Origin of the sequence: Streptomyces sp. NPDC056948 (assembly GCF_042674225.1) — a bacterium.
Lineage (GTDB): Bacteria > Actinomycetota > Actinomycetes > Streptomycetales > Streptomycetaceae > Streptomyces > Streptomyces purpurascens.
Genome location: NZ_JBHUQX010000138.1, coordinates 1 through 21367, shown reverse-complemented (window position 1 = coordinate 21367; position 21367 = coordinate 1). Strand labels below are relative to the sequence as shown.

At 69.5% G+C, this 21367-nt stretch carries 20 protein-coding genes; 18 read left to right on the top strand and 2 right to left on the bottom strand.

Annotated elements, in window-relative coordinates:
• Positions 1-300: 300 nt before the first annotated feature.
• Positions 301-879 (top strand): hypothetical protein, encoded by a 579-nt coding sequence (locus ACFTZL_RS19405; protein WP_382584013.1) that lies wholly within the window; start codon positions 301-303, stop codon positions 877-879.
• Between the two features lie 59 nt (positions 880-938).
• Here ACFTZL_RS19405 and ACFTZL_RS19400 read toward each other — a convergent pair whose 3' ends face one another.
• Entirely contained in the window at positions 939-1244 is a 306-nt protein-coding gene (locus ACFTZL_RS19400) for a ferredoxin (protein ID WP_382584011.1), read from the bottom strand.
• A 246-nt stretch (positions 1245-1490) separates the two neighbouring features.
• Between ACFTZL_RS19400 and arc the strand changes: the two genes are divergently transcribed.
• The 5 genes from arc to prcA all read left to right on the top strand — a co-directional run bounded on the left by arc (position 1491) and on the right by prcA (position 7395).
• On the top strand, positions 1491-3257 hold the full coding sequence (arc, locus tag ACFTZL_RS19395) for a proteasome ATPase (protein WP_215122496.1): 1767 nt from the start codon (positions 1491-1493) through the stop codon (positions 3255-3257).
• 234 nt (positions 3258-3491) lie between these two features.
• A complete protein-coding gene (gene dop, locus ACFTZL_RS19390; protein ID WP_344985039.1) occupies positions 3492-5003 on the top strand; it encodes a depupylase/deamidase Dop in 1512 nt (503 codons plus the stop codon).
• Between the two features lie 178 nt (positions 5004-5181).
• Positions 5182-5400: a ubiquitin-like protein Pup gene (locus ACFTZL_RS19385; protein ID WP_019757212.1), complete on the top strand. Its 219-nt coding sequence runs from the start codon at positions 5182-5184 to the stop codon at positions 5398-5400.
• A gap of 336 nt (positions 5401-5736) precedes the next feature.
• Positions 5737-6582: a proteasome subunit beta gene (gene prcB / locus ACFTZL_RS19380; protein WP_382584007.1), complete on the top strand. Its 846-nt coding sequence runs from the start codon at positions 5737-5739 to the stop codon at positions 6580-6582.
• A 60-nt stretch (positions 6583-6642) separates the two neighbouring features.
• Complete coding sequence (gene prcA, locus ACFTZL_RS19375) at positions 6643-7395, top strand: proteasome subunit alpha (RefSeq protein ID WP_382584004.1); 753 nt, start codon at positions 6643-6645, stop codon at positions 7393-7395.
• A gap of 333 nt (positions 7396-7728) precedes the next feature.
• Here the strand turns inward: prcA and ACFTZL_RS19370 are convergent, their stop codons facing one another.
• Positions 7729-8745 carry a LacI family DNA-binding transcriptional regulator gene (locus ACFTZL_RS19370; RefSeq protein WP_382584001.1) on the bottom strand — a complete coding sequence of 339 codons (1017 nt, stop codon included), beginning with the start codon at positions 8743-8745 and terminating at the stop codon, positions 7729-7731.
• A gap of 89 nt (positions 8746-8834) precedes the next feature.
• On the opposite strand from ACFTZL_RS19370, the gene ACFTZL_RS19365 reads away from it, so the two are divergent.
• From ACFTZL_RS19365 to ACFTZL_RS19310, 12 genes are all read left to right on the top strand, one after another.
• On the top strand, positions 8835-10094 hold the full coding sequence (locus tag ACFTZL_RS19365; protein ID WP_382583999.1) for an MFS transporter: 1260 nt from the start codon (positions 8835-8837) through the stop codon (positions 10092-10094).
• Between the two features lie 9 nt (positions 10095-10103).
• Positions 10104-11465: a Pup--protein ligase gene (pafA, locus tag ACFTZL_RS19360; protein WP_184597419.1), complete on the top strand. Its 1362-nt coding sequence runs from the start codon at positions 10104-10106 to the stop codon at positions 11463-11465.
• Between the two features lie 130 nt (positions 11466-11595).
• Positions 11596-12603, top strand: coding sequence for an FKBP-type peptidyl-prolyl cis-trans isomerase (locus ACFTZL_RS19355; RefSeq protein ID WP_382583997.1), 1008 nt, complete (start codon positions 11596-11598; stop codon positions 12601-12603).
• Positions 12604-12664: 61 nt separating this feature from the next.
• A complete protein-coding gene (locus ACFTZL_RS19350; protein WP_189726573.1) occupies positions 12665-13036 on the top strand; it encodes an FKBP-type peptidyl-prolyl cis-trans isomerase in 372 nt (123 codons plus the stop codon).
• A 128-nt stretch (positions 13037-13164) separates the two neighbouring features.
• Positions 13165-14142 carry a helix-turn-helix transcriptional regulator gene (locus ACFTZL_RS19345; protein WP_382583994.1) on the top strand — a complete coding sequence of 326 codons (978 nt, stop codon included), beginning with the start codon at positions 13165-13167 and terminating at the stop codon, positions 14140-14142.
• 18 nt (positions 14143-14160) lie between these two features.
• The gene (locus ACFTZL_RS19340) at positions 14161-15249 is read left to right on the top strand and encodes a helix-turn-helix transcriptional regulator (RefSeq protein WP_382583991.1); all 1089 of its coding nucleotides are present in this window, start codon (positions 14161-14163) and stop codon (positions 15247-15249) included.
• Between the two features lie 142 nt (positions 15250-15391).
• Positions 15392-15685, top strand: a complete 294-nt coding sequence (locus tag ACFTZL_RS19335; protein ID WP_382583988.1) for a hypothetical protein — start codon at positions 15392-15394, stop codon at positions 15683-15685.
• A gap of 44 nt (positions 15686-15729) precedes the next feature.
• Entirely contained in the window at positions 15730-15924 is a 195-nt protein-coding gene (locus ACFTZL_RS19330; protein WP_184597413.1) for a hypothetical protein, read from the top strand.
• 259 nt (positions 15925-16183) lie between these two features.
• Positions 16184-16468: a Sec-independent protein translocase subunit TatA gene (tatA, locus tag ACFTZL_RS19325; RefSeq protein WP_184597412.1), complete on the top strand. Its 285-nt coding sequence runs from the start codon at positions 16184-16186 to the stop codon at positions 16466-16468.
• 47 nt (positions 16469-16515) lie between these two features.
• Entirely contained in the window at positions 16516-17478 is a 963-nt protein-coding gene (gene tatC, locus ACFTZL_RS19320) for a twin-arginine translocase subunit TatC (protein ID WP_382583983.1), read from the top strand.
• 31 nt (positions 17479-17509) lie between these two features.
• Positions 17510-18400, top strand: a complete 891-nt coding sequence (locus ACFTZL_RS19315; protein ID WP_382583980.1) for a diacylglycerol kinase — start codon at positions 17510-17512, stop codon at positions 18398-18400.
• Between the two features lie 40 nt (positions 18401-18440).
• The gene (locus ACFTZL_RS19310; RefSeq protein WP_382583977.1) at positions 18441-21290 is read left to right on the top strand and encodes a DEAD/DEAH box helicase; all 2850 of its coding nucleotides are present in this window, start codon (positions 18441-18443) and stop codon (positions 21288-21290) included.
• The last annotated feature ends 77 nt before the right edge of the window (positions 21291-21367 follow it).

The following is a 21367-nucleotide window of genomic DNA, read 5'->3' as shown; positions in this document are numbered from 1 at the left end:
CTCCGGGAACTCCGCCACGGCGCCTTTCTGTTGTCCTTGACGGCCACCGCGGGTGAACCACGGCGCCCACTGATTGACCTGACAGATCACGACCGCGGCCCGTCCCGCCGACGCGATGCGCGGCGGCGGCGGCCCGTGCCGCGGCAGGTCTGCTGACACAGCGGCAGGAACCGTAACTCTTCTGACTTCCCCGGCACAGGACGTGCACACCCCGCCGTTCCCACGTGGTGTGACGTGTGGCACCATCTTGGCCACCCCCCTTGGCCATCCCACCGGCACAGCCCTCAGGAGACACTCCTAGTGCAGCCTTCCGCCGTCCCGGAGCTCGCCCACACCCACACCCGCCCCATCCACTGGCTCGCCACCGCCACGGCCGTCGCCGGCGTCGTGGCCCTCTCCTCGTTCCTGCAGCCGGGTGCGGCGACAGCGGCCCAGGCGGCCGCCCCCGAGACCAGAAGCGCTCCGGCGGCCCTCGCTCCGCCCGACCCGGCCGGGGTGACGTTCCCGATCGAGTGCGGCCCGGTGAAGGCCGTGGTGAAGAAGCGGGCTTCCGGCGACCTCGACGGCGACGGCTCCCCCGAGACGGTGGCCGTGGTCCACTGCGACTCCCCGATGGGCACCCCGCCGGACGGCGTCTACGTCCTCACCCGGGACGGCGACGGCGGCAAGCCGCGCGTGGTGGCGACCCTGCTCGACCCCAAGGACGGCAACACCGTCAGTGACTTCGCGGTACGTCAGGGCGCTGTCACGGCCACACTCTTCGGCTACTCGTCGGCCGACGTGCCGCGTTGCTGCCCCGACGTGAAGAGCGACGTGAAATGGCGTTGGCAGAACGGCGCGTTCGTCCGCTCGACACCGTCCGGCGCCCACAGCGTGTGAGGCATATGCGCCCCCGCGTGTGAGATATCAGACAGTAGTGACGGAGTGTACGGAAGTAGTCACTCCGCGTCCGGCCCGTAGACCTCGGCCCTGTCCGAAACTCGACGCACGTGGATGCAGTCGCCCGGACACTCCTTCGCGGAGTCGACCACATCCGTGAGAAGCGGCAGCGGTACGGGCGTTGTGGCGCCCTTGTCCTGGAGCAACTCGTCGTCGGCGCTCTTCACATAGGCCAGACCGTCGATGTCCAGCTCGAACACCTCGGGCGCGTACTGGGCGCAGATGCCGTCGCCGGTACACAGGTCCTGGTCGATCCAGACCTCCAGAGCCTCGCCGTCGACCTCGGCCTCCTGCTGCACGCTCATGTCTCCTGCCGTTTCATGCGTCGAGCCGTATCGGGAATCCGGCCAGCTCTGACGGGTGTTGAACGCTTCGACCCTACCTCCGGCTGGGTTCCATTCATGTTCGGTGGGTATTCCCCTGGCGTGAGGGAGAGCGCAAGGGTGAAGATCGGACACACCCCGACCGTCTTTGTGATCTAGGGGTTTCAATCGACACCCGCCCAGGTAGGGTCTGGAAGCGTCCAGCTCCCCTTGGAGGAGGTGAGGACCGTGGCAGCCCACGACGACGACATGAACCGCGGCATCCGCCCGGGACGCGGGTCCGACGACCCGGCCGGGCAGATCGCCTACCTTGAGCAGGAGATCGCCGTCCTGCGACGTAAGCTCGCCGACTCTCCGCGACACACGAGGATTCTCGAAGAGCGGATCGTCGAGCTGCAGACCAATCTGGCCGGCGTGTCCGCGCAGAACGAGCGACTCGCCAACACGCTCCGTGAGGCCCGTGACCAGATTGTGGCCCTCAAGGAGGAGGTCGACCGGCTCGCGCAGCCGCCGGCCGGCTTCGGGGTCTTCCTGCAGGCTAACGAGGACGGCACCGCCGACATCTTCACCGGCGGCCGCAAGCTCAGGGTGAACGTCAGCCCCAGCGTCGAGCTCGACGAGCTCCGGCGCGGCCAGGAATTGATGCTCAACGAAGCGCTCAACGTGGTCGAGGCCATGGAGTACGAGAGCGTCGGAGACATCGTCACCCTCAAGGAGATCCTCGAGGACGGCGAGCGGGCCCTGGTGCTCGGGCACACCGACGAGGAGCGGGTGGTGCGGCTCGCCGAGCCGCTGCTGGACGTGACCATCCGCCCCGGCGACGCCCTCCTGCTCGAACCGCGCTCCGGCTACGTCTACGAGGTCGTGCCGAAGAGCGAGGTCGAGGAGCTCGTCCTCGAAGAGGTCCCCGACATCGGCTACGAGCAGATCGGCGGTCTCGGCGGCCAGATCGAGGCCATCCGCGACGCGGTCGAGCTCCCGTATCTCTACCCGGACCTGTTCAAGGAGCACGAACTGCGGCCGCCGAAGGGTGTCCTGCTGTACGGGCCCCCTGGCTGCGGAAAGACCCTGATCGCCAAGGCCGTGGCCAACTCGCTGGCCAAGAAGGTCGCCGAGGTGACCGGCCAGGCCGCGGGCAAGAGCTTCTTCCTCAACATCAAGGGCCCCGAGCTCCTGAACAAGTACGTCGGTGAGACGGAGCGGCAGATCCGCCTCGTCTTCCAGCGGGCCCGTGAGAAGGCCAGCGAGGGCACCCCCGTCATCGTCTTCTTCGACGAGATGGAGTCGCTCTTCCGCACCCGTGGCTCCGGTGTCAGCTCGGACGTGGAGAACACCATCGTCCCGCAGCTGCTCGCCGAGATCGACGGTGTGGAGGGCCTGCAGAACGTGGTCGTGATCGGCGCCTCCAACCGTGAGGACATGATCGACCCCGCCATCCTGCGGCCCGGCCGGCTGGACGTGAAGATCAAGATCGAGCGCCCGGACGCCGAGGCGGCCAAGGACATCTTCGGCAAGTACCTCACCGAGCGCCTCCCGCTGCACGGCGACGACGTCGCCGAGCACAGTGGCTCCAAGGCCTCCACGGTCCAGAGCATGATCCAGACGGCCGTCGAACAGATGTACGCCGAGTCCGAGGAGAACCGCTTCCTGGAGGTCACCTACGCCAATGGTGACAAGGAAGTCCTCTACTTCAAGGACTTCAATTCCGGCGCCATGATCGAGAACATCGTCGGCCGCGCCAAGAAGTCGGCGATCAAGGACTTCCTCGAGAAGAACCAGAAGGGTCTCAGGGTCTCCCACCTCCTCCAGGCCTGCGTGGACGAGTTCAAGGAGAACGAGGACCTGCCGAACACCACCAACCCGGACGACTGGGCCCGGATCTCCGGAAAGAAGGGCGAGCGGATCGTGTACATCCGTACGCTCATCACCGGAAAGCAGGGCGCGGACACCGGACGCTCCATCGACACGGTGGCGAACACCGGTCAGTACCTGTAAAAGGCAGGGCGGCTGCGGGTGCCCTCGGCGGGTACCCGCAGCCGACTGTTTTTCAGGCCACGGCTGGAGCAACGCAATGACGCAAATGATCTCCCCACCAGCGCAAAGGCGTTCTAGGCTCTTCCGTACCGCCGAGTCGCGCAGTGCGGGGACGGGCACCGCACACGCAACCGAGCGCCAGCGGTATCTGAGTGGCGCCCACGACCGAGGGTGCCGCCGGGCAAGGAGGGCCGCATGACCGTACGGCGAGTAATGGGCATCGAGACGGAGTACGGGATCTCCGTCCCCGGCCACCCCAACGCCAATGCCATGCTCACCTCGTCCCAGATCGTGAACGCCTACGCGGCTGCGATGCACCGGGCCCGCCGGGCTCGCTGGGACTTCGAGGAGGAGAACCCGCTGCGGGACGCGCGAGGCTTCGACCTCGCCCGCGAGGCCGCCGACTCCAGCCAGCTCACCGACGAGGACATCGGCCTGGCCAATGTGATCCTCACCAACGGTGCACGGCTCTACGTCGACCACGCGCACCCCGAGTACAGCGCCCCCGAAGTGACCAATCCCCGGGACGCCGTCCTCTGGGACAAGGCCGGCGAGCGGATCATGGCCGAGGCCGCGGAGCGGGCCGCGCAGCTGCCCGGTGCCCAGCCGATCCACCTGTACAAGAACAACACCGACAACAAGGGCGCGTCCTACGGCACGCACGAGAACTACCTGATGAAGCGGGAGACCCCCTTCTCGGACATCGTGCGCCATCTGACGCCGTTCTTCGTCTCCCGCCAGGTCTTCACCGGGGCGGGCCGCGTCGGCATCGGCCAGGACGGGCACGAGCACGGCTTCCAGCTCAGTCAGCGGGCCGACTACTTCGAGGTGGAGGTCGGTCTCGAGACGACGCTCAAGCGCCCGATCATCAACACCCGCGACGAGCCGCACGCGGACGCCGAGAAGTACCGCCGCCTGCATGTGATCATCGGCGACGCGAACCTGTCGGAGATCTCGACGTATCTGAAGCTGGGTACGACGGCTCTCGTCCTGTCGATGATCGAGGACGGCTTCATCGCGGTGGACCTGGCCGTCGACCAGCCGGTTCGCACGCTGCACCAGGTCTCGCACGACCCGTCGCTCAAGCGCCTGGTCACACTCCGTAGCGGCCGGACGCTCACCGCGGTCCAGCTCCAGATGGAGTACTACGAGCTCGCCCGCAAGTACGTGGAGGAGCGGTTCGGGGCCGACGCCGACGACCAGACCAAGGATGTCCTGTCGCGGTGGGAGGACACCCTCACCCGACTGGAGCACGACCCGATGAGCCTGGCCGGCGAGCTGGACTGGGTCGCCAAGCGGGAGCTCATGGAGGGCTACCGGCGCCGGGACAGCCTCGACTGGGACGCGGCTCGGCTGCATCTGGTCGACCTCCAGTACGCCGACGTGCGGCCCGAGAAGGGCCTGTACAACCGTCTGGTGGCCCGCGGGCGCATGAAGCGGCTGCTGACCGAGGCGGACATCGAGCGGGCTCGTACGGCGCCGCCTGAGGACACGCGCGCGTACTTCCGCGGTCGCTGCCTGGAGCAGTACGCGGACGACGTCGCGGCGGCCTCCTGGGACTCGGTGATCTTCGACCTGCCGGGCCGCGACTCCCTGCAGCGGGTTCCAACCCTGGAACCGCTTCGCGGAACGCGTAATCACGTCAAGGAGCTCCTGGACCGCTGCCGCACGGCGGAAGACCTGGTCAGGGTCCTGTCCGGCGGATGATCGCGTTCCGTGGGTACCCGGGAGGAGACGGCCGGACAGGGTGGAAAATCCCAGGTCCGGGAATCATCGAGGTGGTCCCCGTACGTTGGAGCAACTGCGGGGCCATTGTCAGACCAGGCGAGTAGGGTCTGATCTTGACCGAGCAACTGTGTCGGGCGAACCGAGCGGGGTGAGGGATATGGCGACCAAGGACACCGGCGGCGGACAGCAGAAGGCCACCCGGTCTACCGAGGAGGTCGAGGAGCAGGCGGCGGAGACGCAGGCTTCGGAGGACCTCAAGGAGCGTCAGGAGAAGCTGAGCGACGACGTGGACTCGGTTCTGGACGAGATCGACGACGTCCTCGAGGAGAACGCCGAGGACTTCGTGCGCTCCTTCGTTCAAAAGGGTGGCCAGTAAGGCGCCTTTGCCTTCATTCCGAAGGTGAGCGGGTCTGGGTGACGGACGGGCGGAGCGCGGAGCGCTGTGCGCGGGGCAGTGCGTGACGTGATGCCCTCGTGTGCGGCGCTCCGGGCGTCGGTGGCGTCCGGAGCCCGGGTGGCCCCCGCCGGTCGTGCGTGGCCGGCAAGTGCGGCGTCGTTCCGGTGGAGTTGGTCCCGCCGGACATGTGGATCACCGCCGAAGGACGGGTAGGGTCCGAGGCATACCGTGCCCCCGGTCGCAACCGGACCGGGGTTGTTCCAAGGATCGGCCCGACGTCACAGGGCGGGCTGTCGCATACGTGGAAGGAATCGCGTGGAAGCCAACACTCGTAGCACCGGGCGTCTACCAGCTGCCTTCCTGACGCCAGGGTCTTCCTCCTTCATGGACTTCCTGTCCGAGCACCAGCCGGAGATCCTGCCCGGCAACCGGCAACTGCCTCCCACCCAGGGCGTGATCGAGGCACCGCACGGGACCACCATCGTCGCCGTGACGTTCCCCGGGGGCGTCGTGCTGGCCGGTGACCGCCGGGCGACGATGGGCAACGTCATCGCGCAGCGGGACATCGAGAAGGTTTTCCCGGCCGACGAGTACTCCGCGGTGGGCATCGCCGGTACGGCGGGTCTGGCCGTGGAGATGGTGAAGCTGTTCCAGCTCGAGCTGGAGCACTTCGAGAAGGTCGAGGGCGCGCAGCTCTCCCTGGAGGGCAAGGCGAACCGGCTGTCGACGATGATCCGCTCCAACCTCGGCATGGCCATGCAGGGCCTGGCCGTGGTGCCGCTGTTCGCGGGGTACGACATGGGCCGCGACAGGGGCCGGATCTTCTCCTACGACGTGACGGGCGGCCGCTCCGAGGAGACGAACTTCGCGGCCACCGGCTCGGGCTCGATCTTCGCGCGTGGCGCCATGAAGAAGCTCTTCCGTGACGACCTGAGCGAGGAAGAGGCCACGACCCTGGTGGTCCAGGCCCTGTACGACGCGGCCGACGACGACTCTGCGACAGGCGGTCCCGACGTCGCCCGCCGGATCTACCCGATCGTCACCGTGATCACCGAGGACGGCTTCCGCCGGCTCGACGAGGAGGAATCCTCCGAGATCGCCCGCTCGATCCTGGCGCGGCGCCTGGAACAGCCGGACGGCCCGCGGGCCGCGCTGCTCTAGGCAGCGGCCGTTTCTTGCCAAGGTGATCCAGTGACTTCCACAGAAAGGGACGGATAACCGGTGTCGACGCCGTTCTATGTTTCACCCCAGCAGCAGATGGCCGACCGGGCGGAGTACGCCCGCAAGGGCATCGCCCGTGGCCGCAGCCTGGTCGTGCTGCAGTTTGCCGACGGCATCGTGTTCGTCGGCGAGAACCCGTCCCGTGCGCTGCACAAGTTCAGCGAGATCTACGACCGGATCGGCTTCGCGGCCGCCGGCAAGTACAACGAGTACGAGAACCTGCGGATCGGTGGGGTGCGGTACGCCGACCTGCGGGGTTACACCTACGACCGCGATGACGTGACGGCCCGTGGCCTGGCCAACGTCTACGCGCAGACCTTGGGCACGATCTTCTCCTCCGCGGCCGAGAAGCCGTACGAGGTGGAGCTGGTGGTCGCCGAGGTGGGGGAGAGCCCGGAAGGTGACCAGCTCTACCGTCTCCCGCACGACGGCTCGATCGTGGACGAGCACGGCTCGGTCGCGGTGGGGGGCAATGCGGAGCAGATCAGCAGCTACCTGGACCAGCGCCACCAGGACGGTATGACGCTGGCCGAGGCCCTGAAGCTGGCGGTGCAGGCGCTGTCGCGCGACACCAACGGCAGTGAGCGGGAGATTCCCGCGGAGCGGCTGGAAGTGGCGGTGCTGGACCGTACGCGGCCGCAGAAGCGCAAGTTCAAGCGGATCGGTGGGCGTCAGCTGTCTCGGCTGTTGGGGGCGGAGGGAGACGGGGGCGCGGAGGACTCGGAGGACTCGGAGTCCGAGGACGCCGAGTAGCTCGTAGCTCGGCTCGATCGTCACGTCGCGCGTCCTGGTTGCTGTTGCGGCCGGGGCGTGCGTCGTGCCTGCGCGGTGGTGGTGGGTCGGGGCCGTGTCGGGGGGTGTCCGTCCTCGGAACGGCGCGATGGGGTTGCGTACCAATTGACTGTTCGTTGACGCGCCAACCTCTGCGGGCGGACACCCCCCGACACGGCCCCTTCTCGCCGTGCGCGGGTGCGGGTCCGCTGAGCTGCGGGCATGCGTGCCGCTGGGGGCGGCACGGGTGGGCGCAGCGGCACCCCGCTACGCCGGGCTGCGGACCCACCCGACCTCAGCAACGACGCCGTGCGGCTACGGCAGCCCGGGCGGTGCCGTGGAGGCCCGTACTACGAGCTGGACCGGGATGTCCCCGCCCTCGGGTGCGCGGCCCTCCATGACGGCCAGGAGGGCCCGCATGCCCCGTTCCCCGAAGAGCTCCGCGTCCAGGCGGACCGTCGTCAGTTCCGGGTCGATCGCCGTGGCCAGGGCCAGATCGTCCAGGCCGGTGACCGAGACGTCGTCCGGGACGCGCAGACCCAGGCGGCGAACCGCCTTGTACGCACCTGCGGCCAGTTTGTCGTCGTCGCACACCAGGGCGGTGGGGCGCGGCCCGGGGAGCGAGAGGGCGGCCTCGGTGGCTGTGACGGCGCCGTCGATGGAGATCGGCGCGCGGGTCGTGCGCACCGCCGTACCGGGGACTTCGCTCAGCCGGCTCGCCAGTTCCCGGGCTCGAACCTCGAAGGTCCAGGAGGGCACGTCTGCGGCCAGATGGAGGAAGCGGCGGTGGCCCAGGGACAGCAGGTGTTCCGCGACCTGGCGGACACCGTCGGCGATGTCCAGGTTCACGGTCGCCGCACCCAGGCTCCCCTCCGGATCGCTGTCCAGCATCACCAGGGGCAACTGGTCCCCGCGGATCGCGGTGAGCGCGTCGGCGGCCATGGAGGAGGCGATCACGCCGTCCAGGGCGGCCTGGGCGGAGGCGAAGGGGTCGCGGGCCGGGCCGACGCCCTCGGGGGAGGGGTAGAGGACGACGCCGAATCCGTGCTCGGCGGCGACGCGGGCGGCGCCCGTGTAGACGCCCGCGAAGAACTCCGTGGTGAGGGCCGGGACCACCAGGAGGACCGTGCGGGTGCGGCCCAGGCGCAGATTGCGGGCGGCGAGGTTCGGGCGGTAGCCCAGATCGCGGGCGGCCTCACGGACCCGTTCGGCGGTGGCCTCCGAGACGCGGCCGCGCCACTTGTCGCCCAGGACCAGGGAGACCGCCGCCTGGGAGACGCCGGCGGCCTGGGCGACGTCCCGGCTCGTGGGGCGTGTGCTGCCTCGTGCCACCGTCGGGCCGCTCCTTCGTCTGGACTGTTGAACAGCGGACATGGTACGTATGAAACATTGACGTTATACGTAAAACCTAGGGCGGGGACATGGCTACGGGATACCTGGAGATCCTTCGGGCGCGACACGCCGCCCGGCTGCTCGTCGGCACGCTCGTGGGCCGGCTGCCCAATGCCACCGGTGCCATCGCGATCCTGCTGTTCGTGCGGGCGGAGGGTGGGTCGTACAGCCTGGCGGGGGCGCTGGCGGGTGTGTACGGCGTCGCCAACGCCGTGGGGCAGCCGGTGCTGGGCAGGCTCGTGGATCTGCGGGGGCAGCCACGCGTGCAGTTGCCGGCGGCTGTTCTGTCGGGGCTCGCGATGGCCGCGTTCGCCTTCGCCGGGATCGGGTCGCTGCCGGTCGCGTACGGTGCCGTCGCGGCGGCGGGGCTCTTCACGCCGCCCCTGGAGGGCGGGCTGCGGGCCCTGTGGTCCTCGGTCCTCCGGAGGGAGGACCAGGTGCACACGGCGTACGCCATGGACGCCGTGGCCCAGGAGGTGATGTTCACCGTCGGGCCGCTGCTCGTGACGCTGTGCGTGGCCCTCTGGTCGGCCCAGGTCGCGCTGCTCGTGCTGAACGTGGTCGGGGTGCTGGGGGCGCTGTCCGTGGTCGTCTCGCCGCCCTCGCGTGCTTGGCGGTCGGCGCCGCGGGAGGCGCATTGGCTGGGCGCGCTGCGCTCGGCGGGGCTGCTGGCGTTGCTGGCGGCGTTCCTGTTCATCGGGATGGCGCTCGGGTCCATCACGGTCGCCTCGGTGCCCTACGCGGACGCGCACGGCGGTGACGCCGTGTACGGCTGGCTGATGGCGGCCCTGGGATTCGGGGCGCTGGTCGGCGGCACCTTCTACGGGGCCCGGCAGTGGGCCGGTGAGCCCGCGCGGCGACTCCAGGTGCTGGTAGCCCTTCTGGTGGTGTGTTACCTGCCGCTGCTTCTGATGCCGGACGCGGTGCCCATGGTGGCGCTGACCGCGCTCGCCGGTGTCTTCCTCGCGCCCGCCATCGCCTGCGCGTTCGTCCTGGTCGACCGTCATGCCCCGCGCGGCACGGTCACCGAGGCGTTCTCCTGGCTGGTGACGACGTTCACCGTGGGCCACTCGGTCGGAGCGGGCGTCGCGGGGCCCGTCGTAGAGGCGGGCGGGGCCCTGTGGGGCTTCGCCGTGCCGGGTGCCGCGGGTGGCGTGTCCCTGCTGGTTTTGGCCGCCACAGGACGGGTACTCGCAGCTCCCGGCGGGGGAGCGGTTGTTGTGTCCGGTTCGGAAAATGATCCAAACCGTGCCCCCGAACCCCGTTTCAGTTCAGGGGATCGGGCGTAATGTTCCCTCATGGACCGCCGCATTTTCGGGCTGGAGAACGAGTACGGCGTCACGTGCACGTTCAGGGGACAGCGCCGCCTGTCTCCTGACGAGGTGGCGCGGTACCTCTTCCGCCGTGTCGTGTCATGGGGCCGCAGCAGCAATGTCTTTCTGCGAAACGGCGCCCGCCTCTATCTCGACGTGGGCTCACATCCGGAATACGCCACACCGGAATGTGACAACGTGACCGAACTGGTCACCCACGACAAAGCGGGCGAGCGCATTCTCGAAGGACTCCTGGTGGACGCCGAACGACGCCTGCACGAGGAGGGAATCGCGGGCGACGTCTACCTCTTCAAGAACAACACCGATTCGGCGGGCAACTCCTACGGCTGCCACGAGAACTATCTGGTCGCCCGGCACGGGGAGTTCTCCCGGCTCGCGGACATTCTCATTCCGTTTCTGGTGACGAGGCAGCTGCTGTGCGGTGCCGGCAAGGTGCTGCAGACGCCGCGCGGAGCCGTCTACTGCGTCAGCCAGCGCGCCGAGCACATCTGGGAGGGCGTCTCCTCGGCGACGACCCGCTCCCGGCCGATCATCAACACGCGCGACGAGCCGCACGCGGACGCCGAGCGCTACCGCCGCCTGCACGTGATCGTGGGCGACTCGAACATGTCCGAGACGACCATGCTGCTCAAGGTCGGCGCCACCGACCTGGTGCTGCGCATGATCGAGGCGGGCACCGTGATGCGCGACCTGACCCTGGAGAACCCGATCCGGGCGATCCGCGAGGTCAGCCACGACATCACCGGCCGGCGCAAGGTGCGCCTGGCCAGCGGCCGCGAGGCCTCCGCCCTTGAGGTGCAGCGCGAGTACTACGAGAAGGCCGTGGACTTCTGCGAGCGCCGCGGCATCCGCACCGGCACCGTCGAGCAGGTCCTGGAGCTGTGGGGCCGCACGCTGGACGCGATCGAGGCCGAGGACCTCGACCGTATCGGCACCGAGATCGACTGGGTCATGAAGTACAAGCTCATCGAGCGGTACCGCAGCAAGAACAACATGACCATGTCGCACCCGCGGGTCGCGCAGATAGACCTCGCCTACCACGACATCCACCGTCGTCGTGGCCTGTACTACCTGCTCGAGAAGAAGGGCCAGGCAGCACGCATCTGCAACGACTTGAAGATCTTCGAAGGCAAGTCGGTTCCGCCGCAGACCACTCGGGCCCGGCTGCGCGGCGACTTCATCCGGCGCGCCCAGGAACAGCGCCGTGACTTCACGGTCGACTGGGTTCACCTCAAGCTCAACGACCAGGCTCAGCGGACCGTCTTGTGCAAGGACCCGTTCCGTTCGGTGGACGACCGGGTGGAGAAGCTGATCGCCGGAATGTGAGGAAATGCGCCGGCGGGGAATTAGCCGGAACGCCACACGGGCGCCGTACGTTACAAGTACGGCGCCCTGCTCACGCCGTAGAGTTGCGCGCACGCCATCAACGAGATCGATCGATTACGAGGCCCCCACAGTGCGCCGACGCTCACTTCTCATCTCTGTACCCGCAGGACTGGCCACACTCGCCGCGTGCGGCGACGACAAGTCGGATTCGAGCAAGGCCAGCGACAGCCCTTCGCCCTCGCCCTCGGCATCGGCCCCGTCCGCGGCGCCGCCGCCGAAGATCGTGGACGGCCCGCTGCCGGCGGTCACCGCGGGCACGAAGTTCGACGAGAAGCCGACGATCGCCAAGGGCAGCGGAGAGCCGTCGAAGCAGCTCGCGGTGAAGACGCTGATCACGGGCAGCGGCAAGACGGTCGCGGAGAACGACTTCGTCGTCGCGAACTACCTGGGCCAGGTCTGGAGCACGGCCAAGGTCTTCGACAACTCCTACGACCGCAAGACCCGCCTGGCCATCCAGCTCGCCCAGGGCCAGATCATCGACGGCTGGCGGTACGCGCTGGCCGGCAAGAAGGCCGGCAGCCGTGTCGAGATGGCCGTCCCGCCCACCTGGGGCTACGGCTCGCAGGGCAACCCGCAGGCCGGCATCAAGGGCACCGACACGCTGGTCTTCGTCGTCGACGTGCAGGACACGTTCAACTCCAAGAGCTCCGCGGACGGCGAGAAGGTAGCCCAGGACGACGCGGACCTGCCCAAGGTCGGCACCAACACCGACGGCAAGGCGCCCTCCATCGAGGTGCCCAAGGCCACCGCGCCGAAGAAGCTCGTCGCGGAGTACGTCCTGGAGGGTGACGGCGAGAAGGTCGCCGCCGACGACAGCGTCCTCGTGCAGTACAAGGGCGTGCTGTGGGACGGCGGCAAGGAGTTCGACTCGTCTTACGCCAACAAGCAGCTCGTGTCGTTCTCGCTCCAGCAGGTCGTCAAGGGCTGGGCGCAGGGCCTGACCGGCAAGAAGGTGGGCAGCCGGGTCCTCATCGTCATCCCGCCGGCGCTGGGCTACGGCGACAAGCCGCCGCAGGGCAGCGGCATCAAGAAGGACTCCACGCTGGTCTTTTCGGTGGACATCCTCGCGAAGCTCTGACGTGCGGGGGATGTAAGACTGTGCGTGTTCGCCTTTTCGCAGACAAGCAGGAGCTAGAGACGTGAGCATCGACAAGCCCGAGGTCGACTTCCCGGGCGGCGAGCCCCCGGCGGACCTCGAGATCAAGGACATCTGGGAAGGCGACGGCCCGGTCGCGCAGGCCGGCCAGACCGTCACCGTGCACTACGTCGGAGTCGCCTTCAGCACGGGCGAGGAGTTCGACGCGAGCTGGAACCGCGGCACCCCGTTCCGCTTCCCGCTGGGCGGCGGCCGGGTCATCCAGGGCTGGGACCAGGGCGTGCAGGGCATGAAGGTCGGCGGCCGCCGCCAGCTGACCGTCCCCGCGCACCTCGCCTACGGCAACCAGAGCCCGACCCCTCTGATCAAGCCCGGCGAGACGCTGATCTTCGTGGTCGACCTGCTCGGGGTCTGAGCAAGGCTCGGACAGACTCGATCACGTGGGGCCCATGCCTGTTCGGGCATGGGCCCTCGGCTTTGCCGGGCCACCGCGGGGCGGTACGGTCATCGATCGTAAGCACCATAGGGAGGCGAAGGGCGTCGATGGCCATTGCCAAGGCTGAGCGACTGATGAACCTGGCGCTGTGTCTGCTCGGGACGCGGCGGCCGCTCAGCAAGCGTGAGCTGCGCGATTCCATCGAGGCATACGTCGAGGCCTTCGGACCGGGGAACGGCGCCACCGGCTCCGACGACTCCTTCAACCGCATGTTCGAGCGCGACAAGGACGACCTGCGCGAACTCGGACTGGTCATCGAGACTGTCGAGAGCCTCGAAGGCGAGATCGGCTACCTGGCCCGGCGCGACAGCAACCGCCTCCCGCCCATCACCCTGGACGCCGAGGAGGCCGCGGCCCTCGGGGTCGCCGCCAAGGTGTGGCAGCAGGCCAGGCTCGCCGGCGCGGCCAGCGGTGCCCTGCAGAAGCTGCGCGCGGCGGGCCTCCCCGAGGACGTCGACCCCTATGGGCCGCACGGCGCGCTGGAGCCGCGGATCCCCGTGCACGAGGCGGCGTTCGAGCCGCTGATGCTCGCCTGCCGGGACCGCCGCCCCGTGGTCTTCGACTACCGCAAGGCCACCGCCGCCCAGCCCGAGCAGCGGCATGTGGAGCCGTGGGCGCTGGAGTGCTGGCGCGGCCACTGGTACCTCGCGGGCTGGGACCGCGACCGGGGCGCCGAGCGGGTCTTCCGGCTCTCCCGGATCACCGGCAAGGTCCGCTCGCGCGGCGGCCGGTACACCGCTCCCGTGCCGGATGTCGTCACCGTCCGGGAGACCGTCGCGAGCTGGGCGGGGGAGATCGCCGACCGCTCCGCCCGGATCCGGCTGCGCTCGGGCGCGGGGTACCCCCTTCGGGCGAAGGCCACCGCCGTACGGGAACTCGGCGACGGCTGGGACGAGTTGGAGATTCCGTACGGCCACGGGCTGGACGCCTGGCTGGTGGAGTTCGGGCCGGACGTGGTCGTCCTGGAGCCCGCCGAGCTGCGGGCAGACGTGGTGGACCGGCTGCGGGCCGTGGCCAAGGGCTGAGGGGGAGCGGACGAAACAGTGGCAGGCAAACCGGTCAGGCCCGTGAACGCCATCGACCAGACCCGGCGGATGCTCTCGCTGGTGACGTATCTGAAGGAGCGCCCCGGCGCCCGCGTCGAGGACGTCGCGCGCGCCTTCGGCATCACCGAGGACGAGCTGGTCTCCGACCTCGACGTGCTGCCCATGTGCGGCACCAGCTTCCGCGGCGGCGACCTGCTCGACATCGACACCGACGGCGAGCGCATCTGGTGGCACAACTCGGCCGCCCTGGCGGACGAAGCCGCCGAGCCGCTCCGGCTCGCCGCCGACGAGGCCACCGCCCTGCTCGTCGCCGCCCGGGCCGTGGCCACGCTGCCCGGACTGCGCGAGAGTGACCGCCAGGCGCTGCTGCGGGCGACGGCCAAGGTGGAGACCGCGGCCGGAGAGATGGCGGGCGCCAGCTCGCGCCTGTCGGTGACCTTCGAATCCGAGGGCGGAGTCTTCGCGGACGTCGACCGGGCCATCGCCGAGCGCCGCCGCCTGTGGATCCGCTACTACTCGCCCGCGCGCGACGAGGTCACCGAGCGGGAGATCGACCCCATCCGCCTGGTCAGCGTCGGGCACACCTACGTCGAGGCCTGGTGCCGGCGCTCCGAGGCGCGCCGCACGTTCCGGCTCGACCGGGTCGCCGAGATCAAGATCCTCGATGAGCCGTCGGCGCCGCCGGAGATCGAGCTGCGGGACCTGTCGGAGGCGCTGGTGCAGCCCGCGGCCGAGGACCCGGAGGTCGTGGTCGAGGTCGGGCCCGGCGGTCGCTGGGTCGCGGAGTACTACCCGCACGACAGCGCGGACGAGCTGCCCGACGGCGGCCTGAAGATCACCCTGCGCACGCCCGACCCCGCGTCGCTCCGCCGCCTGGCGCTGCGGCTCGGGCGGGACGGCCGGATCGTCTCGCCGCCGGAGCTCGCCGACAGTGCCCAGCAGGCGGCCCGCGAGGCGCTGACGGCGTACGACGGGATCGAGGAGGCCGGGACGGACGGCGCGGTGGAGACGGCCGGGGCCGGCGGGCCGCGCGGCGTGAGCGCGGTGCGCCCCGCCCCGGACGGACCGGACGGCGGGCGCGAGTGATGCGCGGGTGCCCGCGGCTTCCACGGCCGAGTGGGGCAGGCGCCGGGGCACCGACCCGGCCGACATCGGTGGTGAGCCGGCCCGCACCGGTGTCACCCGGGCGCCCCACAGGCGTACGACCCGAGGAAGAGGAGCGAGGCCTGTGAGCGAGTCGGCGACGCCCGGTGCGCGCAGCATGACGGTGGAGTCCGCGTTCGCCGGGATGGCGAGCGTGTCCCCGGTGGTCTTCAAGGCGGGCTGCCCGGACTGCCGGGAGCGCTTCGAGCTCACCGCGGGCGCCCTGCGCCTCGCCATCGGCGCCACCAGCCGCACCACCTTCTACTCCTTCACCTGCCCGGAGTGCGGCGCGTCCGTCCGCAAGCCCGCGGGGGAGCGGATCGTGGAGCTGCTCACCGGCGGCGGCGTGCGGACCCTGCGGCTTGCCCAGACCCTCTGAGGGTCTGGGCGTCCGGCCTTCCTGGAGGGTCTAGGCTCGACGGCATGTTCTGGCCGATGTTCGCGGTTGCCGTGGGGTTCGTGGGTCTCGCCGTGCTCGGGGTGCTCGCCGTCCGGGTCTTCGTGGAGGCACAGCGCCTGGGCAGGCAGGTCACGGACTCCGCGCGCCGTATCAACCGGGCCGCCGAGGACCTGGAGCGGGCCGCGGGGAGCGCGGCCCGGTCCGTGGACGCCCTGTGAGCCGTTCGGCAGGCGGCTGTGAGTTGCGCTTTGGGCCACTTCGCCCTGTCACCTCTGTGGTTCGGACAGGTACTCTGCTGGTCGCGGCCCGGTTAACGAGGCACTGGCCGCGGACGGGAGTACGTACAGGGGATGCAGAGGGATTGCCTCACGTTTACCCCCGAGCGTTACGATCGCTGTCAACACGATCGTTCGGACATATGTCCGACCGGTCGGACAGTACCCCACCCCAGCCGCCTCGGTGAGAAGGTAAAGACTTATGTTCGGAAGGCTCGGAGCCCCCGAGATCATTCTCATCCTCGTCGTCATCATCCTGCTGTTCGGCGCGAAGAAGCTTCCGGACATGGCTCGGTCGCTCGGCAAGTCCGCCCGCATCCTCAAGAGCGAGGCCAAGGCGATGAAGGACGAGAGCAAGTCGTCCACGACCCCGGCCGGCCCGCCCAACAACGACGAGCAGCCCTCGCAGCGAACCATCCAGGCAGCGCCCGGTGACGTGACCAGCTCGCGTCCGGTCAACGAGCCCACGGACACGACCAAGCGCTGAAGCAGGGCCGGTGACCTCCGGCCCGCCGCACGAGATGGGAACGTGGGTTGCTGAAGTCTGCCCGCAAGCAGGAAAGGGATCCCGAGGGGCGGATGCCCCTCGCGGAGCACCTTCGCGAGCTCCGCAACCGGCTCGCCAAGGCGATGCTGGCAATCGTCGTCATCACGGTTGTCGCCGCCTTCTTCTACAACGACATCATCAACTTGATCACCAAGCCGATCCTCGACTCGGTCGGCTGTGACAAGACCTTCGAGGAACTGGCCAGGTCGCGGGCGTCCTCCAAGCCGTGTGCGCAGATCACCATCAACGGTCTGATCGCCCCCTTCACACTGGCGCTGAAGGTGTCCCTGATGGCCGGTGTCGTGCTGGCCTCGCCGGTCTGGCTCTACCAGCTCTGGGCCTTCGTCGCGCCGGGCCTGCACCGGCACGAGCGGAAGTACGCGTACGCCTTCGTCGGCACGGGCGCCCCGCTGTTCATCATGGGCGCCTACTTCGCCTACACGGTGCTTCCCACCACGGCGAAGGTGCTCCTCGAATTCACCCCGGGCGGCACGTCCAACCTCCTCCCGCTGGACGACCTGCTCGACCTGGTCATGCGGATGGTGCTCGTCTTCGGCCTCTCGTTCGAGCTGCCCCTGCTGCTGGTCATGCTCAATCTCACCGGAGCACTCACCGGCAAGCGCATGCTCGGCTGGTGGCGCGGCATGATCATGGGCATCACGGTCTTCGCGGCCATCGCCACTCCCAGCACCGACCCGCTGACGATGCTGATGCTCGCCGGGCCGATCTGGATCCTGTACTTCGCGGCCGTCGGCTTCTCCCTGCTCAACGACCGCCGTCGCAGCCGTCGTGAGGCCCTGGGCCCCGACGACGACGAGGCTTCCGAGCTGGACCTCACGCCCGACGACATCGGCGAGATCGAACCCGTGACCACCGGCCGGGCCGCCCTGCCCGAGCAGGCGAGTTCGGACCGCTCGGACCGGGTCAACGGTTATGACGACGTGACCTGAAGATCGGCAGGCAGCTCGTAGGGTCGGTCGCGTGACCAGCGAGATCACCCTCTTCGTCAACCCCACCGCGGGCCGCGGCCGGGGCGCCCGCGCGGCGCAGCCGGCCGCTTCCGCTTTGCGGGCGGCCGGTTTCTCGGTGCGTACGGTGCTCGGCGAGGACGCCGCGGACGCCCTCGTCCGTGCGCGTGCCGCCGTCGAGGCCGGTACCGGAGCGCTGATAGCCGTCGGCGGTGACGGCATGGCCAATCTGGCGCTGCGGGCGGTCGCGGGCACCAGCACCCCGCTCGGCCTGGTCGCCGTCGGCACCGGCAACGACTTCGCCCGCGCCCTCGGCCTGCCCGTGCGCGAGCCGGCCGCCGCGGGCCGCATGATCGCCGACGCCCTCAAGTGCGGCCGGATCCACGACATCGACCTCGGTCAGGTGGGCGACCGCTGGTTCGGCACGGTCCTCGCCTCCGGCTTCGACTCCCGCGTCAACGACCGCGGCAACCGCATGCGGTGGCCCGCCGGCCGGTTCAAGTACGACCTGGCGATGATCGCCGAACTCGCCGCTTTCCGGCCCGTCCCGTACCGGATCCGGCTCGACGACGGCGAGGTCCGTGAGGTCGAGGCGACCCTGGTGGCCGTCGGCAACGGCGCGTCGTACGGCGGTGGTATGCGGATCTGCCCCGGCGCCGACCTCACCGACGGCCTGTTCGACATCACCGTGGTCGGGGACTGCAGCCGTACGACACTGCTGCGGGTGTTCCCGAGGGTGTACCGGGGGACCCACGCCGGGCATCCGGCGGTGACCGTGCTGCGCGCGGCCCGGGTCGAGATCGCCGCCGAGGGGATCACCGGGTACGCGGACGGAGAGCCGCTCGGCCCGCTGCCGCTGAGCGCGCGCTGCGTGCGCGGGGGCGTGCGCGTCGTCGGCCCCTGAACTGCGCCGATCCCCGGTTTCACAGGAATGGATCCGGATAATGATCGTCCTGTTGTCAGTGCGGCCCGGTACGCTCGAAAGCACGATGACAGAGGACCTCTCACCGGCCGAGCGGTACGCGGCAGCCCGCAAGCGTGCTGTCGAGCAGGCCACCGCGCTCGCCTCCTTCCGCGAGATGTACGACTTCGGCCTCGACCCCTTCCAGATCGAGGCCTGCCAGGCGCTCGAGGCGGGGAAGGGCGTCCTGGTCGCCGCGCCCACCGGTTCGGGCAAGACGATCGTGGGCGAATTCGCCGTCCACCTCGCTCTCCAGCAGGGCAAGAAGTGCTTCTACACGACACCCATCAAGGCGCTGTCGAACCAGAAGTACGCCGACCTGTGCCGTCGCTACGGCACGGACAAGGTGGGCCTGCTCACCGGCGACAACAGCGTCAACTCCGACGCCCCGGTGGTCGTGATGACCACCGAGGTGCTGCGGAACATGCTGTACGCCGGTTCGCAGACCCTCCTGGGCCTCGGCCATGTGGTGATGGACGAGGTGCACTACCTCTCCGACCGGTTCCGGGGCGCCGTCTGGGAAGAAGTGATCATTCACCTTCCCGAGTCGGTCACGCTCGTGTCGCTGTCGGCGACCGTGTCGAACGCCGAGGAGTTCGGCGACTGGCTCGACACGGTCCGCGGCGACACCGAGGTGATCGTCTCCGAGCACCGGCCCGTGCCGCTGTTCCAGCACGTGCTCGCCGGGCGGCGGATGTACGACCTGTTCGAGGAGGGCGAGGGCCACAAGAAGGCCGTCAACCCCGACCTCACGCGCATGGCGCGCATGGAGGCGAGCCGGCCGTCGTACCAGGACCGCCGGCGTGGCCGGTCCATGCGCGAGGCCGACCGCGAGCGCGACCGCAGACAGCGCTCCCGGGTGTGGACGCCGAGCCGGCCCGAGGTCATCGAACGGCTCGACGCCGAGGGGCTGCTGCCCGCCATCACCTTCATCTTCAGCCGCGCCGCCTGCGAGGCCGCCGTCCAGCAGTGCCTGTACGCGGGCCTCAGGCTCAACGACGACGAGTCACGCGAGCGGGTACGCACGCTCGTCGAGGAGCGCACGGCGTCCATCCCGACCGAGGACCTGCACGTCCTCGGCTACTACGAGTGGCTGGAGGGCCTGGAGCGCGGCATCGCCGCCCACCACGCGGGCATGCTGCCGACCTTCAAGGAGGTCGTCGAGGAACTGTTCGTACGCGGCCTGGTCAAGGCCGTGTTCGCGACCGAGACCCTCGCCCTCGGCATCAACATGCCCGCCCGCTCGGTGGTGCTGGAGAAGCTCGTCAAGTGGAACGGCGAGCAGCACGCGGACATCACACCGGGCGAGTACACGCAGTTGACGGGGCGTGCGGGGCGGCGCGGCATCGACGTCGAGGGTCACGCCGTGGTGCTGTGGCAGCGCGGCTCCAGCCCGGAGCACCTGGCGGGCCTGGCCGGCACGCGCACGTACCCGCTGCGCTCGAGCTTCAGGCCGTCGTACAACATGGCGGTCAACCTGGTCGAGCAGTTCGGCCGGCACCGTTCGCGGGAGCTGCTGGAGACGTCCTTCGCGCAGTTCCAGGCGGACAAGTCGGTCGTCGGCATCTCCCGCCAGGTGCAGCGCAACGAGGAGGGTCTTGAGGGCTACAAGTCCTCCATGACCTGCCACCTCGGGGACTTCGAGGAGTACGCGCGACTGCGCCGCGAGCTGAAGGACCGTGAGAACGACCTGGCCCGGCAGGGCGCGGCACAGCGGCGCGCCGAGGCCGCCGTCGCGCTGGAGAAGCTGAAGCCCGGTGACGTGATCCACGTGCCCACCGGCAAGTACGCGGGCCTGGCGCTGGTGCTGGACCCGGGGCTGCCCGCGGGCCGTTCGAACGGCCACCGGGGCTTCGAGCACCACGACGGGCCGCGCCCGCTGGTGCTGACCGCCGAGCGGCAGGTCAAGCGGCTGGCGTCCATGGACTTCCCGGTGCCGGTCGAGCCGCTGGAGCGGATGCGGATCCCGAAGTCCTTCAACCCGCGTTCCCCGCAGTCCCGTCGGGACCTCGCGTCCGCGCTGCGCACCAAGGCCGGGCACATCCAGGCCGACCGGCACCGCAAGCGGCGCTCCCAGGCGGCCGACGACCGCGAGATCGCCCGGCTGCGGACCGAGCTGCGGGCACACCCCTGCCACGGGTGCGACGACCGTGAGGACCACGCCCGTTGGGCCGAGCGCTACCACCGGCTGCTGCGGGACACCTCGCAGCTCGAGCGGCGGATCGAGGGTCGTACGAACACCATTGCGCGGACGTTCGACCGCATCGTCGCGCTGCTGACCGAGCTCGACTATCTGCGTGCCGACGAGGTCACCGAGCACGGCAAGCGGCTCGCGCGGCTGTACGGCGAGCTGGACCTGCTCGCCAGCGAGTGCCTGCGCGAGGGCGTCTGGGAGGGGCTCGGTCCGGCCGAACTGGCGGGCTGTGTCTCGGCGTTGGTGTACGAGGCGCGCGCGGCGGACGACGCGATGGCGCCGAAGCTGCCGTCGGGGAAGGCCAAGGCCGCGCTGGGCGAGATGGTGCGGATCTGGGGGCGGCTGGACGCGCTGGAGGAGGAGTTCCGGATCACCCAGACCGAGGGTGTCGGACAGCGTGAGCCGGACCTGGGGTTCGCCTGGGCCGCGTACATGTGGGCCTCCGGGGCGGGGCTCGACGAGGTGCTGCGCGAGGCGGAGATGCCGGCGGGGGACTTCGTGCGGTGGTGCAAGCAGGTCATCGATGTGCTGGGGCAGATCGCGGCGGCGGCGCCGCAGGGGTCTTCTGTGGTGAAGAACGCGCGTAAGGCTGTTGATCTGTTGCTGCGGGGAGTTGTCGCCTACTCGTCGGTGGGGTGATCGTTGCTGCGCGGGTGCCGGTTGTCTGTGGTTGCTCGCGCAGTTCCCCGCGCCCCTTAGCGGCGTTGTTCTGAGGG